General features: G+C 61.2%; 14 protein-coding genes. 5 read left to right on the forward strand and 9 right to left on the reverse strand.

Going from position 1 to position 12,790, the window contains the following annotated elements:
• Window positions 1-71 precede the first annotated feature (71 nt).
• The 3 genes from ACNAZA_RS16765 (at window position 72) to ACNAZA_RS16775 (ending at window position 2,855) form a co-directional block, all read left to right on the forward strand.
• Window positions 72-1,178 carry an aminoglycoside phosphotransferase family protein gene (locus ACNAZA_RS16765; RefSeq protein WP_415797677.1) on the forward strand — a complete coding sequence of 369 codons (1,107 nt, stop codon included), beginning with the start codon at window positions 72-74 and terminating at the stop codon, window positions 1,176-1,178.
• Window positions 1,179-1,284: 106 nt separating this feature from the next.
• The gene (locus ACNAZA_RS16770; RefSeq protein WP_415797678.1) at window positions 1,285-2,025 is read left to right on the forward strand and encodes a 16S rRNA (uracil(1498)-N(3))-methyltransferase; all 741 of its coding nucleotides are present in this window, start codon (window positions 1,285-1,287) and stop codon (window positions 2,023-2,025) included.
• Window positions 2,026-2,048: 23 nt separating this feature from the next.
• Complete coding sequence (locus tag ACNAZA_RS16775) at window positions 2,049-2,855, forward strand: SOS response-associated peptidase (protein WP_415797680.1); 807 nt, start codon at window positions 2,049-2,051, stop codon at window positions 2,853-2,855.
• A gap of 3 nt (window positions 2,856-2,858) precedes the next feature.
• Here ACNAZA_RS16775 and ACNAZA_RS16780 read toward each other — a convergent pair whose 3' ends face one another.
• The 5 genes from ACNAZA_RS16780 to ACNAZA_RS16800 form a co-directional block, all read right to left on the reverse strand.
• The gene (locus tag ACNAZA_RS16780; RefSeq protein WP_415797704.1) at window positions 2,859-3,704 is read right to left on the reverse strand and encodes an alpha/beta hydrolase; all 846 of its coding nucleotides are present in this window, start codon (window positions 3,702-3,704) and stop codon (window positions 2,859-2,861) included.
• Window positions 3,705-3,937: 233 nt separating this feature from the next.
• Entirely contained in the window at window positions 3,938-5,446 is a 1,509-nt protein-coding gene (locus ACNAZA_RS16785; protein ID WP_415797681.1) for a M20 family metallopeptidase, read from the reverse strand.
• A 194-nt stretch (window positions 5,447-5,640) separates the two neighbouring features.
• Window positions 5,641-6,225 carry a methionine biosynthesis protein MetW gene (gene metW, locus ACNAZA_RS16790; protein ID WP_120965333.1) on the reverse strand — a complete coding sequence of 195 codons (585 nt, stop codon included), beginning with the start codon at window positions 6,223-6,225 and terminating at the stop codon, window positions 5,641-5,643.
• Window positions 6,222-7,376: a homoserine O-succinyltransferase MetX gene (metX, locus tag ACNAZA_RS16795; protein WP_415797682.1), complete on the reverse strand. Its 1,155-nt coding sequence runs from the start codon at window positions 7,374-7,376 to the stop codon at window positions 6,222-6,224. The genes metW and metX overlap by 4 nt, the downstream gene beginning before the upstream one ends.
• Window positions 7,377-7,499: 123 nt before the next feature.
• Window positions 7,500-8,081 carry a TMEM165/GDT1 family protein gene (locus tag ACNAZA_RS16800; protein WP_415797705.1) on the reverse strand — a complete coding sequence of 194 codons (582 nt, stop codon included), beginning with the start codon at window positions 8,079-8,081 and terminating at the stop codon, window positions 7,500-7,502.
• Window positions 8,082-8,583: 502 nt separating this feature from the next.
• Between ACNAZA_RS16800 and ACNAZA_RS16805 the strand changes: the two genes are divergently transcribed.
• Window positions 8,584-8,955 (forward strand): RNA recognition motif domain-containing protein, encoded by a 372-nt coding sequence (locus ACNAZA_RS16805; RefSeq protein ID WP_120970537.1) that lies wholly within the window; start codon window positions 8,584-8,586, stop codon window positions 8,953-8,955.
• A gap of 247 nt (window positions 8,956-9,202) precedes the next feature.
• On the forward strand, window positions 9,203-9,679 hold the full coding sequence (locus ACNAZA_RS16810) for an RNA recognition motif domain-containing protein (protein ID WP_415797683.1): 477 nt from the start codon (window positions 9,203-9,205) through the stop codon (window positions 9,677-9,679).
• A 111-nt stretch (window positions 9,680-9,790) separates the two neighbouring features.
• On the opposite strand, the gene ACNAZA_RS16815 is transcribed toward ACNAZA_RS16810, so the two are convergent.
• Genes ACNAZA_RS16815 through ACNAZA_RS16830 form a run of 4 tightly spaced genes read right to left on the reverse strand, consistent with a single transcriptional unit; the run spans window position 9,791 to window position 12,779 of the window.
• On the reverse strand, window positions 9,791-10,597 hold the full coding sequence (locus ACNAZA_RS16815; protein WP_415797684.1) for an SDR family oxidoreductase: 807 nt from the start codon (window positions 10,595-10,597) through the stop codon (window positions 9,791-9,793).
• 6 nt (window positions 10,598-10,603) lie between these two features.
• Complete coding sequence (gene lptC / locus ACNAZA_RS16820; RefSeq protein WP_415797685.1) at window positions 10,604-11,221, reverse strand: LPS export ABC transporter periplasmic protein LptC; 618 nt, start codon at window positions 11,219-11,221, stop codon at window positions 10,604-10,606.
• On the reverse strand, window positions 11,218-11,778 hold the full coding sequence (locus ACNAZA_RS16825; RefSeq protein ID WP_415797686.1) for a KdsC family phosphatase: 561 nt from the start codon (window positions 11,776-11,778) through the stop codon (window positions 11,218-11,220). The genes lptC and ACNAZA_RS16825 overlap by 4 nt, the downstream gene beginning before the upstream one ends.
• The gene (locus tag ACNAZA_RS16830; protein WP_415797687.1) at window positions 11,778-12,779 is read right to left on the reverse strand and encodes a KpsF/GutQ family sugar-phosphate isomerase; all 1,002 of its coding nucleotides are present in this window, start codon (window positions 12,777-12,779) and stop codon (window positions 11,778-11,780) included. Before ACNAZA_RS16830 ends, ACNAZA_RS16825 begins: the two co-directional genes overlap by 1 nt.
• Window positions 12,780-12,790: the final 11 nt, after the last annotated feature.

A 12,790-nucleotide genomic window follows, 5' to 3' on the forward strand; every position in this document is an offset into this window, starting at 1 on the left:
GGGGAAAACTACAGAGCCTAGCACCTCTGACTTCAGGTGCTATGGCATCGGTTTGTAAAATCCGATTATCCATGACCGCTTCAATCACCTCCACCTCCGCCGTTGTCTGGGCTGACGCAGACCGCCATGCAGCCTTTGATGCCTGGCTGGCACCCCTGGCCGCCAGCCACCAGCTGCGCCCTGAAACCCTGCGTCCCGCTTCGGCCGATGCCAGCTTTCGCCGTTATCTGCGCCTTGATGGCGCCGGCGGCCAAAGCCTGATCGTCATGGACGCGCCGCCGGACAAGGAAGATTGCGCGCCTTTTGTCAAAATCCAGGCCCTGCTGGCGGGTGCCGGCCTGTGCGTGCCGCAAATCCTGGACTGGAACGCCCAGCATGGTTTCATGTTGCTGAGCGACCTGGGTAGCCAGACGGTGATCGAGGCGCTGAACCCCGAAAAGCCGCAGGATGCAGAGGCTTGGTATCGCGCAGCGACTGAAGCGTTGCTGGACTGGCAGCTGGCTTCCAAGGCCGGCAATGTCGGCCAGTTGCCTGAATACAACGAAGCCCTGCTGCGCCGCGAGCTGCAGCTGTTTCCCGACTGGTACATTGCCCAGCACCGTCAGTTCACGCTGGATGACAAGCAGCAGGCCTTGCTGACCAAGACCTTTGACCAGATCGTGGCCCACAATCTGCAGGCACCCCGCGTGTATGTGCACCGTGATTTCATGATGCGCAATCTGATGCAGCCGGTGGCCGCAGGCGCTCCTTTGGGCGTGCTGGACTTTCAGGATGCCGTCTATGGCCCCATCACGTATGACATTGCCAGCCTGTTGCGCGATGCCTTCATCAGCTGGGAAGAGGAATTCATCATCGACATCACCGTGCGCTACTGGGAAAAAGCCCGCAAGGCCGGTCTCGTGGGCGCCAACAGCGCCAGCGGCTGGGGCGATGACTTTGGCGAGTTCTACCGTGGGGTGGAATGGATGGGCCTGCAGCGCCATTTGAAGGTTGCTGGTATCTTTGCGCGCCTTACCCTGCGTGACGGCAAGCCCAAATACCTGGCCGATGCACCGCGCTTCATCCACTACATCCGCTCCACCTGCAACCGCTATCGCGCGCTAGGCCCCTTCTTGAAGTTGATCGATGAGATCGAAGGCATTCAGGCCCAGGTGGGCTACGCCTACGGCCGGATGTAAGCTATATAAAACCATAGCGGTTAGCGCTTGTTCAATATGAACTTCAGTATCGAATTGGCCTGAAGTCATTGATCAACCAGCGCAAGCCGCTCCACTTTTGAAATCCATGCCCCGTTTTCACTGCCTCACGCCCTTGCACCTGGGCGCCGAACTGGATCTGCCCGCGGGTGCAGCCCGCCATGTGCAGGTGCTGCGCCACCAGCCGGGAGACACCGTCACCCTGTTTGAAGGGCAGACGGGCCAGGGCTTCAGCGGCGGCGAGTTCGAAGCCGTCATCACCCATATGGGGCGCAGCGATGTAGGCGTGCGCATTGAAGCGCACCGCGCCGTGGAGCGCGAGGCTGCCCGTGCCGTGCATCTGGTGGTCGGCATGCCGGCCAATGAGCGCATGGACTGGCTGGTGGAAAAAGCCACCGAGCTGGGCGTGGCCAGCATTCAGCCCGTGATGGCCGCGCGCAGCGTGCTCAAGCTCAAGGGCGAGCGCGCCGACAAAAAAATCGAGCGCTGGCAGGCGATTGCTGTTTCGGCCTGCGAGCAATGTGGCCGCAATCAGGTGCCCGTCATTCATGCCCCTCAATCGCTGGCCGATTGGCTCAAGGGCAAGCATGCACCGGCTGCCGATGCCGCCCGTTTGCTGCTGTCGCTGCGCGACGGCAGCCGTCCTTTGCGCGTTGCGGCCGGTGATGCGGCTGCCGTATGGGTGCTGCACGGCCCCGAAGGCGGGCTGACCGCGCAGGAAGAAGATTGGGCGCTGGAGCAGGGCTGGGCACCCGCTGGCCTGGGCAGCCGTGTGCTGCGCGCCGAGACCGCCTCTGTTGCGGCCCTGTCCTTGCTGGCTCTTGATTGAGCGGGCAATAAATTGAGATTCCTATGAGCAGTTTTCACCTTTCCCTCCACGATGCCGAGCTGTACCGCCAGGCCTTTCGCGTGGATGCGCCCGAGCCCCTGCCCGAGCGCCACATCACCCCGCGCAAGCTCGGTTGCATCATCGTCAACGCCGCGGCCGACGCATCGGCCGTGCTGCTGGGCCGCACACCTGCTGTGGCTGAAGAGGTGCCTGCCGCTCCTGTAGAGGCCGCGGCAGATACGCCTGCTGCCGCAGCGGCACCCGAGGGCAAGCCCAAGGAGAGCGCTCCTTTGAGCGTGGAGCGGGTGCTGGTGCCCGCCCAGTTCGGCCTGGTGCCCCACTGGGTCAAATCTGCCTCCGATGGCCGCCTGCGCGCGCTCAAGCTGGTCAACGCAAAAATAGACAACCTGACCACGGGCACGGCGTTTCGCGATGCCTGGCTCAACGGCCAGCGCTGCATTGTTCCCATCCAGTCGTTTCAGGTCGACGATATGCGCCCCGGCAAGGCACTGCCTACGCGCATCACGCGCGTCGATAACCAGCCCATGGGTGCCGCCGGCGTCTGGGCCCGCTGGGTGGGTGAGGACGGCGAGATCATCACCAGCTATGCGCTGATCACCATCAACGCCAATGCCCATGCGCTGATGAACCGCTACGGCCACCACGGCAATGACAAGGCCATGCCTGCCATCCTCAACGAAGGTGCTTATGACGCCTGGCTGCAAGCCAAGGTCAGCAAGGCCAAGGAATTCTTGCGCCCCTATCCCGCAGAAAAGCTCAGAGCCAATCCGGTGGAAAAAGGCCGCAAGCAGCCGCCCTCGTTTCTGTGAACTTCACGCGGGCGCGAACTGCTGATCCAGCCAGTGCCTGAGGCGTGAGAACACGGGCGCGGCCAGCGTCTCGCTTTCATTGAAGATCTCGTGATAGGCCTCGCCAAAGCGCTCGGCCTGCAGCACGGCAGGTGGCGCATGCTCGGCAAACAGCTGGCTGCCGGCGGGGTCCACCAGCTTGTCCTGCCCGGCCCACAGCAGCAAGGTGGGCACGCACCAGGCCCTGGCCCTGGCCTGCACGCGCGGGCCGCCTTCCGCCATGTACTGCGCCAGCCTGGCGCTGATGCGCCGGTGCTGCAGTCCATCTGCGTCATAGGCCTGAACCACGGCCAGATCATGTGACAGATATTGCGACTTCACCCCGTTGCTGACTTGCAGCTTGGGCAGCAGCTTGGGCAAGGTGTTGATCAGCAGCCGCTGAGCGCCCGACAAGTGCAAAGCCAGTGCCGGCGAGGAGAGCACCAGCGCATCCACATGGCGCAGGCCCGAGGCCACAAAATCTGCAGCGACCAGGCCGCCCAGACTATGGCCCAGCAAGACCAGGGGCAGTTGTTGCAGCTGGCTGGCGCGGGTGGCATCCATCACGGCGGCCAGATCGTCGAGCAGGCGTGTGTCGCTGGTCAGGCCGCCGCGCGGCCCGCCCGAGAGACCGTGACCGTACTGGTCATAGCTGCGCACGGCAAAACCCCATTCGTTGAGATGGCGCGCCAGCAGGTCGTAGCGGCCGCAATGCTCGCCCAGGCCGTGGACGATGAGCACCGTGGCGCGCGGGCGCTCCGAAGGTGGCAGCGGCCAGTCGCGCAGGGCCAGTTCCGTACCGTCTGGCGCCAGCATATGGCTGATGCGCATGGCAGTCTGTGTGGGATGTGTCAGCGTCACGCTCGGCTTTCTTGGCTCTCCTGCGTCCGCAGGCGGTGTGAAGGCGGTGTTCGTCCAGGGCTACGAGGATGACGGGACGGGTGCCCAGCGTCAACACGGGCTTACCTGTTGGGGTCAAGCCGAGCTATCAAAAAAATAGCTGCTTGCGCTCTATGTGCAAGCGCAAGCAGCTGTTTTCATTTCAAAAATGAGGAGGTCGATCTTCAGGCCGTTGGCGTGTTTTCTCCGGGCTCTTCGCTTTGCGCACGGGCCATGGCGGCAATCACTTCGGCCACCGAGGCGGTGAGCTTTTTGGCGTAGGGCACGTGCAGAAACTCATTGGGGCCGTGGGCATTGCTCTTGGGGCCGAGCACGCCGCAGACCATCATCTGGGCCTTGGGGAAGCCCTGGCTCAACTGGTTCATCAGCGGAATCGTGCCGCCCTGGCCGATATAGCCACAAGACGCGCCAAAGTGGGCCTGGCTGGCGCTGTTGAGGGCTTTTTCAAACCAGCTGTCCATGCCCGGCGCATTCCAGCCGCTGGAGCTGGACAGCCCTTCCCAGGTCACCTTGGCGTCGTAGGGGGCGTTATCTTCCAGTAGGGTTTTGAGTTCCTGCACGCAGACAGAGGCATCCACCAGCGGCGGCAGGCGCAGGCTGAGCTTGAAGGCGGTGTAGGGGCGCAGCACATTGCCGGCATTTTGCAGGCTGGGAATGCCGTCCACGCCGGTCACGCTGAGCGTGGGCGACCAGGTGCGACGGATCAGCGCCTCCACGGGGTCGGTGGTGGTGGGCAGGGAGATGCGGCCCGAGCCGCCGCAGTCATAGTGCGCCCAGGGAAAGCGGGCATAGGTATCCTCGCCCAGAATGTCGGCCGTGGCGCGGATCTGTTGCAGACGTTCGGCCGGCACCTCGCAGTGAAAACTCTGGGGCAGCAGGCGGCCGCTCTTGCTGTCTTCCAGGCGGTCCAGCACCTGGCGCAGGATGCGAAACGAGGAGGGCACCACACCCGAGGCATCGCCCGAGTGAATGCCCTCGGTCAGGATCTGCACCTTGAGCGTGCCGCTGGCCATGCCGCGCAAGCTGGTGGTCAGCCACAGCTGGTCGTAGTTGCCGGCGCCGCTATCGAGGCAGATCACCAGGCCCACATCGCCGAGGCGGGGGCGCAGCATTTCCACATAGGGCAGCAGGTCGGCTGAACCGCTTTCCTCGCAGGTTTCTATGAGTCCGACGATGCGCGGATGCGGCACGTTCTGGCGCTTGAGCTCCTGGATGGCGGCGATGCTGGCATAGACGGCGTAGCCGTCATCGGCACCCCCACGGCCGTAGAGCTTACCGTCTTCGTACTTGGGCGTCCAGGGGCCCAGATCGCTGCGCCAGCCTTCGAATTCGGGTTGCTTGTCCAGGTGGCCGTACATCAGCACCGTGGGATTGCTGGCCGCTTGGTCGGCCGTGCCATCGACTTCGAAGAACAGCACCGGCGTGCGGCCCGGCTGCTGAATCACCTCGAGTTTGAGTCCGGCCACTTTTTGCGCTTCCACCCAGGCTGCGGCATTGCGCATCACGGTGGCGATAAAGCCCTGCTGCTCCCAATCGGGTGCAAACATGGGCGATTTGGCAGGGATGGCGATGTAGTTCTTCAGCTCGGGGACGATTTGCTGGTCCCACTGGGCGGTGATGTGCTGCAGTGCTTCGGGTGCTTGCAGCAGCTGGGCGGGAGTGCGTGCGTTCATGGTCGGCTCCTTCAATAAGGGTGCGGGCCTTCTTGGATGGAAGGTCCCGCAATACGCCCTATTTTGCGCCAAGCCTTCTAGGCCGCACCGCAGGCCTTGGCATGTACCTCGTGCCGTGTCGGCCGTCGATTCAGAGTCAAACAGCCATGAAGCCCATATGAATCATGGGCAGGAAGCTATCAATGCTGATGCTTTCAGGCGTGTTCGAAATGGAACACGGCCGTGGTGGCCAGCAGATTGGGCAGGCTGCGTACCACCTGGCCGTTTTGCAGGCCAAAGGAGTCCAGGATGCGCAAGCGGTTCTTGGTGGCCAGCACCTCGAAATCCTTGTAGGTGCCGACGCGGATATTGGGCGTGTCATACCACTGGTAGGGCAGGCGGCGCGTGACCGGCATGCGCCCGCGCAGCACGGACATGCGGTTTTGCCAGTGTGCAAAATTGGGGAAGGCGACAATGCCGGCGCGGCCTATGCGGGCGGTTTCCTGCAGCATCACCTCGGCATTGCGCAAATGCTGCAGCGTGTCGATCTGCAGCACCACATCAAAGCTGTTGTCGCCGAACACGGCCAGGCCGTCTTCCAGATTGAGCTGCAGCACATTCACACCGCGGCGGGTACAGGCCAGCACATTGGCATCGTCCAGCTCCACGCCATAGCCGGTGCAGCCGCGCTCGCGCACCAGATGCGACAGCAGGGCGCCGTCACCGCAGCCCAGATCCAGCACACGCGAGCCCTGGGGCACGAGCTTGGCAATTGCATGCATGGTGGTCAGTTCGGTCATGCGGCCTCCGGGGCAAGGGTAGCGGTGTTCAAAGCTTTGGCAATTCCATCAAAATAGGAGCGCATCACGTTCATGTAGCGTGGGTCATCGAGCAAAAACGCATCATGACCATGGGGCGCATCGATCTCGGCATAGCTGACGTCGCGGTCGTTCTCCAGCAAGGATTTGACGAGCTCGCGGCTGCGCGTCGGGGCAAAGCGCCAGTCGGTGGTGAAGCTCACCAGCAGGAATTTGGCCTTGGCCAGCGCCAGCGCCTGGGTCAGATCGCCGTCATGGGCGCGGGCCGGATCGAAGTAATCGAGCGCGCGGGTGATCAGCAAATAGGTGTTGGCATCGAAGTAGCTGCTGAACTTCTCTCCCTGGTAGCGCAGATAGCTCTCGATCTCGAACTCCACCTCTTGCGTGCTGTATTTGAGGTCCAGGCCGTCGCGTAGCTGGCGACCGAACTTCTGGTTCATCACATCGTCGGAGAGATAGGTGATGTGGCCGATCATGCGGGCAATGCGCAGGCCGCGTGCCGGCACCACGCCTTGTTCGTAGAAGTGGCCGCCGTAGAAATCCGGGTCGGTCACGATGGCGCGGCGGGCCACTTCGTTGAAAGCGATGTTCTCCGCGTTTAGATTGGGCGCGCTGGCCACCACCACGGCATGGCCCATGCGATCCGGGTAGCGTAGCGACCAGGACAGCGCCTGCATGCCGCCCAGGCTGCCGCCGAGCACGGCCGCCAGCTTGTGAATGCCCAGCCTGTCCAGCAGTCGCGCCTGTGCATCGACCCAGTCTTCCACCGTCACCACGGGAAAGTCGGCGCCATAGGGCTTGCCTGTGGCCGGATTGGCGTGCATGGGGCCCGTGGAACCAAAGCACGAGCCAAGGTTGTTGATGCCGATGACAAAAAACTGCCGGGTATCGACCGGTTTGCCCGGGCCGATCATGTTGTCCCACCAGCCCTCGCTCTTGGGCTGGCCTTCGTAGCTGCCCGCGACATGGTGGGAGGCGTTGAGCGCATGACAGACCACGATGGCATTGCTCTTGTCGGCATTGAGTTCGCCATAGGTCTCGAAGGCGAGGTCGTAGTTGGCGATGGAGCTGCCGCTCTGCAAAGGCAGCGGCTCATCGAAGTGCATGGATTGAGGTGTGGCGATGAAGGACATATGAAAAAACCCGGCATCGCTAAAAACGAGGCCGGGTCGGTGTACTGTCACTTCGCGGACGGGTCTTTAGCTGGATTTATAAAGCGCCCGCAAGCTGTAGCAAATCGGCGCGTAGTGGTTTCACTATACCAAAGCCTGGATGGCAGGAGCGAACAAAACAGCCAGACCCAGAACCAGGAAGATGGCCGCACATACCCGGTGAATGATGCGGATCGGCAGCTTCTTGGTGATCTTGTCGCCCCACCAGACCACGGGCGCATTGGCCAGCATCATGCCCAGCGTGGTGCCCACAATCACCCAGAAGTACTCGCCTACATATTTGGCAGCCAGTCCCACGGTGGCCAGCTGGGTCTTGTCGCCCATCTCGGCCAGGAAGAACAGCATGACCGTGGTGCCGAAAATGCCCCAGCGGTTGCTGTTACCTACGCTCTCGTCGTCGAATTGGTCCGGAATCAGCATCCAGGCCGCCATGGCGATGAAGGAAATGCCAAGAATCCAGCGCAGCACGTCAGCGCCCAGCACCGAGGCAATCCAGGCGCCCACGGCACCGGCCAGTGCGTGATTGACCAGAGTGGCCACCAGAATGCCCAGAACAATCGGCATGGGTTTGCGGTATTTGGCCGCGAGGACCAGGGAAAGCAACTGCGTTTTATCGCCCATCTCGGCCAGCGTGACGCTGGAGGTGGACACTAGGAAAGCTTCAATCATGAGGGGTATGGGGCCGGAGTGATGCCAAAACGCATTGACCACGCACCAACTCCGGCCCATGAATCGTTATGGGATTGGCGCACGGTCAATGGTCTCGGCCGGTCGCACTGCGGTGTTGCACCGCAGGCCGCATATGCCATAAGCCACGAAGGCTCAAGTCTGTTGACACATGCATCCGGCTGCATGAATTGCGTGCCGGACGGCCTACTCCCCAGGGACAGTAGGGTTTTATTCTAACATTTGATCTATGTAAGACAAAAAGCTGTTTTTTTATTCCATTTTTACATTTGAGGGTAAATCCCAGGCGCTCGATGTTGTTACGAGCATGAAATTTAGCCTTTTCGTAAAACATGGACAAAGCTTCTGCCACATAATGACGAAGTCTTTGTGTAGAGATACTATTTCTTCATAGGCGAGTGCGTTTGCGTCTCTAACGTTGTCATCCGTTGTTGACTCCCTAGGGCTCCATCGCGTTTTCATGTTTTTTCAGGAGTCCATCATGGGCAACAAGCTTTACGTCGGCAATCTGCCTTACTCTTTCCGCGACCAAGATCTGGAGCAAGCCTTCAGCGAATTCGGCACTGTGAACAGCGCCAAGGTCATGATGGAGCGCGACACCGGCCGTTCCAAGGGTTTCGGTTTTGTGGAAATGGGCAGCGATGCCGAAGCACAAGCTGCTATCCAAGGCCTGCACGGTCAAAACCACGGTGGCCGTGACCTCGTTGTGAACGAAGCACGTCCCATGGAAGCCCGTCCTCCCCGTTCCGGCGGCTTCGGCGGCGGCTTCGGTGGCGGCCGTGAAGGCGGCGGCGGCGGCTTCGGCGGCGGCCGTGGTGATGGCGGTGGCTACGGCCGTCGCAACAGCTACTAAGCAACGGGCAACCTCGCTTACTAGATAAAAGGGATCTTCGGATCCCTTTTTTGTTGCCCAAACGCTGTCACCCCCTCGATTTGGAGCATTTATTTTTCTACCAGCCCTGCTTCATAATTGTTTCTGGAGCATTCCCCGTTCGGAAATGAATCGGCATTTGGGTCTGTGCATGCGCTTTCGCAAGCAACTGGATGCTGAAATCCTGAAATTGATCGCCAAATTGAAAGCATTGAGGAGTTGAGGAGTTATGGGTAATAAGCTTTATGTCGGCAACCTTCCTTATGGTGTGCGTGACAACGACTTGGAGCAGGCCTTCGGCCAATTTGGCGCAGTTACCAGTGCACGCGTCATGATGGAACGGGACACCGGACGTTCCAAAGGCTTTGGCTTTGTGGAAATGGCCAGTGAATCTGAGGCGTTGGCGGCAATTCAGGGCATGAATGGCCAACCGCTGGGTGGCCGCAGCCTGGTAGTGAATGAGGCTCGACCCATGGAGCCGCGCGCTCCCCGCCCTGGTGGCTTTGGCGGCGGTGGCGGATATGGTGGCGGTCGCGATGGCGGCTACGGTCGCAACGAGGGTGGAGGTGGTGGTGGATATGGGGGCGGCCGCGGTGATGGCGGCAGCTACGGCCGGGGTGATGGTGGCTTCCGCAGCCCCTATGGTTCCGGTCCTCGTCACGGTGGCCGTGGCGGTTATGGCGGTGGTAATAACCAAGGAGAATGATATTTTTTGATGCAGCTTGTTCTGCATCAAAAAGATAAAGGCACCATTTGGTGCCTTTATCTTTTTGGGTAATCGTAGCTCGAAGACCAGGGCCTCTAAGCGCGCAATTACTTACTTGTTGGATTGTAGATACCGAGGTTTGCGGCTTTTTCCTACAAGGAGTTTGTCCCAAATTGTATTTGGTAAAAAGCGCATTATCTTTGCGACCAAGCCCATTTGCCAGGGGATGGTGGAATAGCTGGTTTTTCTCTCAATGGCTTTGAAAGCCCGGGCTGCAAATACCTGCGGGCTGAGTAAGAAAGGCATGGCATAAGGATTATTTTGGGTCAGTGGCGTATCCACATATCCCGGCAGCAAAGTGATTACTTGCACGCCGGATGTCTGTAATTCCCCACGCAAACTTTCGCAGTATGCAATGGCTGCAGATTTGCTTGCGCAATATGCACCATGGCCTGGCAAACCCCTGATTCCAGCCACACTGGCAATGCCGACCAGGCTGCCGGAGCCGCGTTCCAGCATGGGGGCGATGAAAGGCTGAAAGCTGGCCGCCATACCCGTGGTGTTCACGGCCAGTACCTGCTGCATGACTTCAAGGTCCTCACGCAGTGCGGTGTCCACGCCCCAGCTGATGCCTGCATTGGCGATGACGATGTCCGGCAAACCTTGCTGCTCCAGGCAGCGGCGGCCTGCTGCACAGGCGCTGTCAATCACGGCGATGTCGGCTGCATAGAGTGCGTAGCGCTGGGGCTCCAGCTGCTGTTCCAAAGCCCATTCCTGCATGAGCTGCGTGCGCCGTGCGACCAAGGCCAAGGTATAGCCGGCCTGGTAATAGCGCAGGGCCAGAGCCTGGCCAATACCGCTGGATGCGCCCGTGATGTAAACCAAAGGGCGGGTTGGGGCTGAGCTGGTGCGGGTCATGGCTGGTCAGCGCTTGCTGGGCTGGATGAAGCCTTTGACCCGGCCATTCATCTGCAGCACCTGGTCCAGATTGCCGTATTCCATGCTGTCGCCGGTGAAGCGATCTTCACCACGGGTCATGACCACGGGCTTGTGGGTGCTGATACGCTCTTCATTGGGCCAGATCTGCAGAAATTCGCTGCTTATCTGCATGGGCGGAACCGCTTTTTTACCCGGGGCGGCCGCGACGGCCTCACGGGTGATCACGGCATCGCCAAAGAGCTGGACTTCAGAGCCGTCGCCATTGCTCAAGGCACGCTTGGCGCTGCCTACCGAGGTGCGGTTATCGGGCGTGATGCTGAGCATGCGCGCCTCATCCACTTCCAGCGTATCGGTATCCGGATAGTGGCGACCCTGGGTACCCGTCAAACGGGTCTTGAGGCGTCCGGAGGCTTCAAAATTCTTGATCGAGAAATCTTTCATAAAGTAGTCGGGCTCGTGCACGCGCACTTTTTGCACGCCCGAACTAACCGGCTGCGGCGCATTGCGTACCAGCCACCAGGTGCCCAGGGCCAGCAGCGCCATGAGCAGGGCTGGCAGATACAGCGTGGCCCTGTCGCTATAGCGTCGCCATGAGGTGCTCATGATGTGTAATCGGCCAGCAGGCCGGCATAGGCGCCGCGTGCCGCCAGCAGCAGGTCGCACAGCTGGCGTACTGCGCCATCGCCGCCGCAGCGAGTGGTGATGTGATCGGCCACGGCCAAAACCTCTTCGTGGGCATTGGCGGGGGCACAGGCAAAAATACTGCGTTGCAGCACGGGTAGATCGGGCCAGTCGTCTCCCATGGCGGCGGTCTGGCTCCATTGCAGGCCCAGCTCGGCCAGTATGGACTCGGCAGCCGGTACCTTGTCCTCGGTGCCAAAGCGTGCGTGCTCAATGCCGAGATTGCGCAGGCGCAAGCGCAGGGCGGGAGAGTCGCGCCCCGTCACCACGGCGGGAGTGATACCGGCTTTCTGCAGCATCTTGAGCCCATGGCCATCCAGGGTGTGAAAGCGCTTGAGTACCTCGCCCTCGCCGCTGAAGTACAGACCGCCGTCAGTGAGTACGCCATCCACATCAAAAAATACCACGCGCACATCCTGGGCCTTGAGCAACAGCTCGGGAGCCCATTGCTGGCGGGGAGTTGAGGTTGTTTGCTGCATCAGATCACCTTGGCTCGCATCAGGTCACGAATATGCACCACGCCTTGCAGGCTCTGTTGCGCGTCGGCCACCAGCACGGTGGTGATGCCCTGCTCTTCCATCACGCGGGCTGCAGCCACGGCCAGCAGATCGGCGTTGATGGTGCGCGGATTGGCATGCATGACGTCGCCGGCCTTGCGCTCGCGCAGATCGATGCCCGCTTCTACACAGCGGCGCAGGTCGCCGTCGGTGAAGATACCCACCAGCATGCCCTGTGCATCGACCACGGCAGAGCAGCCCAGGCCCTTGGCGCTCATCTCACGCATCAAATCCATGCAACTGGCATCCTGGGTGACAAAGGGCAGGTCTTTGCCGCTGCGCATCACATCGCGCACATGGGTGAGCAGCTTGCGGCCCAGCGAGCCGCCCGGGTGGGAGCGGGCAAAGTCTTCGGCACCGAAGCCGCGCGCATCGAGCAGGGCTACGGCCAGGGCATCGCCCATGGCCAGCTGGGCTGTGGTGCTGGCGGTAGGCGCCAAGTTCAGCGGGCAGGCTTCGCGCTCTACCTGGGTGTCCAGCACCCAGTCGGCGTGCTTGGCCAGTGTGGAGCGCAGGCCGCCGGTCACAGCCACCAGAGGAATGCCTTGACGCTTGATTGCGGGCAGCACGCCCGTGAGCTCATCGGTCTCGCCGCTGTTGGACAGTGCCAGCACCAGATCGTCCGTGGTGAGCATGCCGAGATCGCCGTGGCTGGCCTCGGCCGGGTGCACAAAGAAGGCGGGCGTGCCGGTCGATGCCAGTGTGGCGGCAATCTTGCGGCCTACGTGGCCGCTTTTGCCCATGCCCATGACCACGACGCGGCCCGAAATCTGCAGAATACGCTGCACGACCTGGGTGAAATCGCCGTTGAGACGCTGCGACATGGCTTGCAGGGCTTCAACTTCGATGGCGAGTGCTTCGCGCGCCAGGCGCAGGGCATTCGGAGCGTCGTCGGGACGGGTTGGGGCGGCAGCAGAATTCATGTCTAGGATTC

The organism is Comamonas aquatilis, from assembly GCF_965139575.1.
GTDB classification, from domain to species: domain Bacteria; phylum Pseudomonadota; class Gammaproteobacteria; order Burkholderiales; family Burkholderiaceae_C; genus Comamonas; species Comamonas aquatilis.

Coding starts and splice junctions, on each gene's coding strand:
- ACNAZA_RS16805 (WP_120970537.1), top strand. CDS start 8,584: ATGGGCAACAAGCTTTACGTCGGCAATCTGCCTTACTCTTTCCGCGAC.
- ACNAZA_RS16830 (WP_415797687.1), bottom strand. CDS start 12,779: ATGAATTCTGCTGCCGCCCCAACCCGTCCCGACGACGCTCCGAATGCC.
- ACNAZA_RS16815 (WP_415797684.1), bottom strand. CDS start 10,597: ATGACCCGCACCAGCTCAGCCCCAACCCGCCCTTTGGTTTACATCACG.
- ACNAZA_RS16770 (WP_415797678.1), top strand. CDS start 1,285: ATGCCCCGTTTTCACTGCCTCACGCCCTTGCACCTGGGCGCCGAACTG.
- ACNAZA_RS16825 (WP_415797686.1), bottom strand. CDS start 11,778: ATGCAGCAAACAACCTCAACTCCCCGCCAGCAATGGGCTCCCGAGCTG.
- ACNAZA_RS16765 (WP_415797677.1), top strand. CDS start 72: ATGACCGCTTCAATCACCTCCACCTCCGCCGTTGTCTGGGCTGACGCA.
- ACNAZA_RS16775 (WP_415797680.1), top strand. CDS start 2,049: ATGAGCAGTTTTCACCTTTCCCTCCACGATGCCGAGCTGTACCGCCAG.
- ACNAZA_RS16780 (WP_415797704.1), bottom strand. CDS start 3,704: ATGCGCATCAGCCATATGCTGGCGCCAGACGGTACGGAACTGGCCCTG.
- metW (WP_120965333.1), bottom strand. CDS start 6,225: ATGACCGAACTGACCACCATGCATGCAATTGCCAAGCTCGTGCCCCAG.
- ACNAZA_RS16810 (WP_415797683.1), top strand. CDS start 9,203: ATGGGTAATAAGCTTTATGTCGGCAACCTTCCTTATGGTGTGCGTGAC.
- ACNAZA_RS16785 (WP_415797681.1), bottom strand. CDS start 5,446: ATGAACGCACGCACTCCCGCCCAGCTGCTGCAAGCACCCGAAGCACTG.
- metX (WP_415797682.1), bottom strand. CDS start 7,376: ATGTCCTTCATCGCCACACCTCAATCCATGCACTTCGATGAGCCGCTG.
- lptC (WP_415797685.1), bottom strand. CDS start 11,221: ATGAGCACCTCATGGCGACGCTATAGCGACAGGGCCACGCTGTATCTG.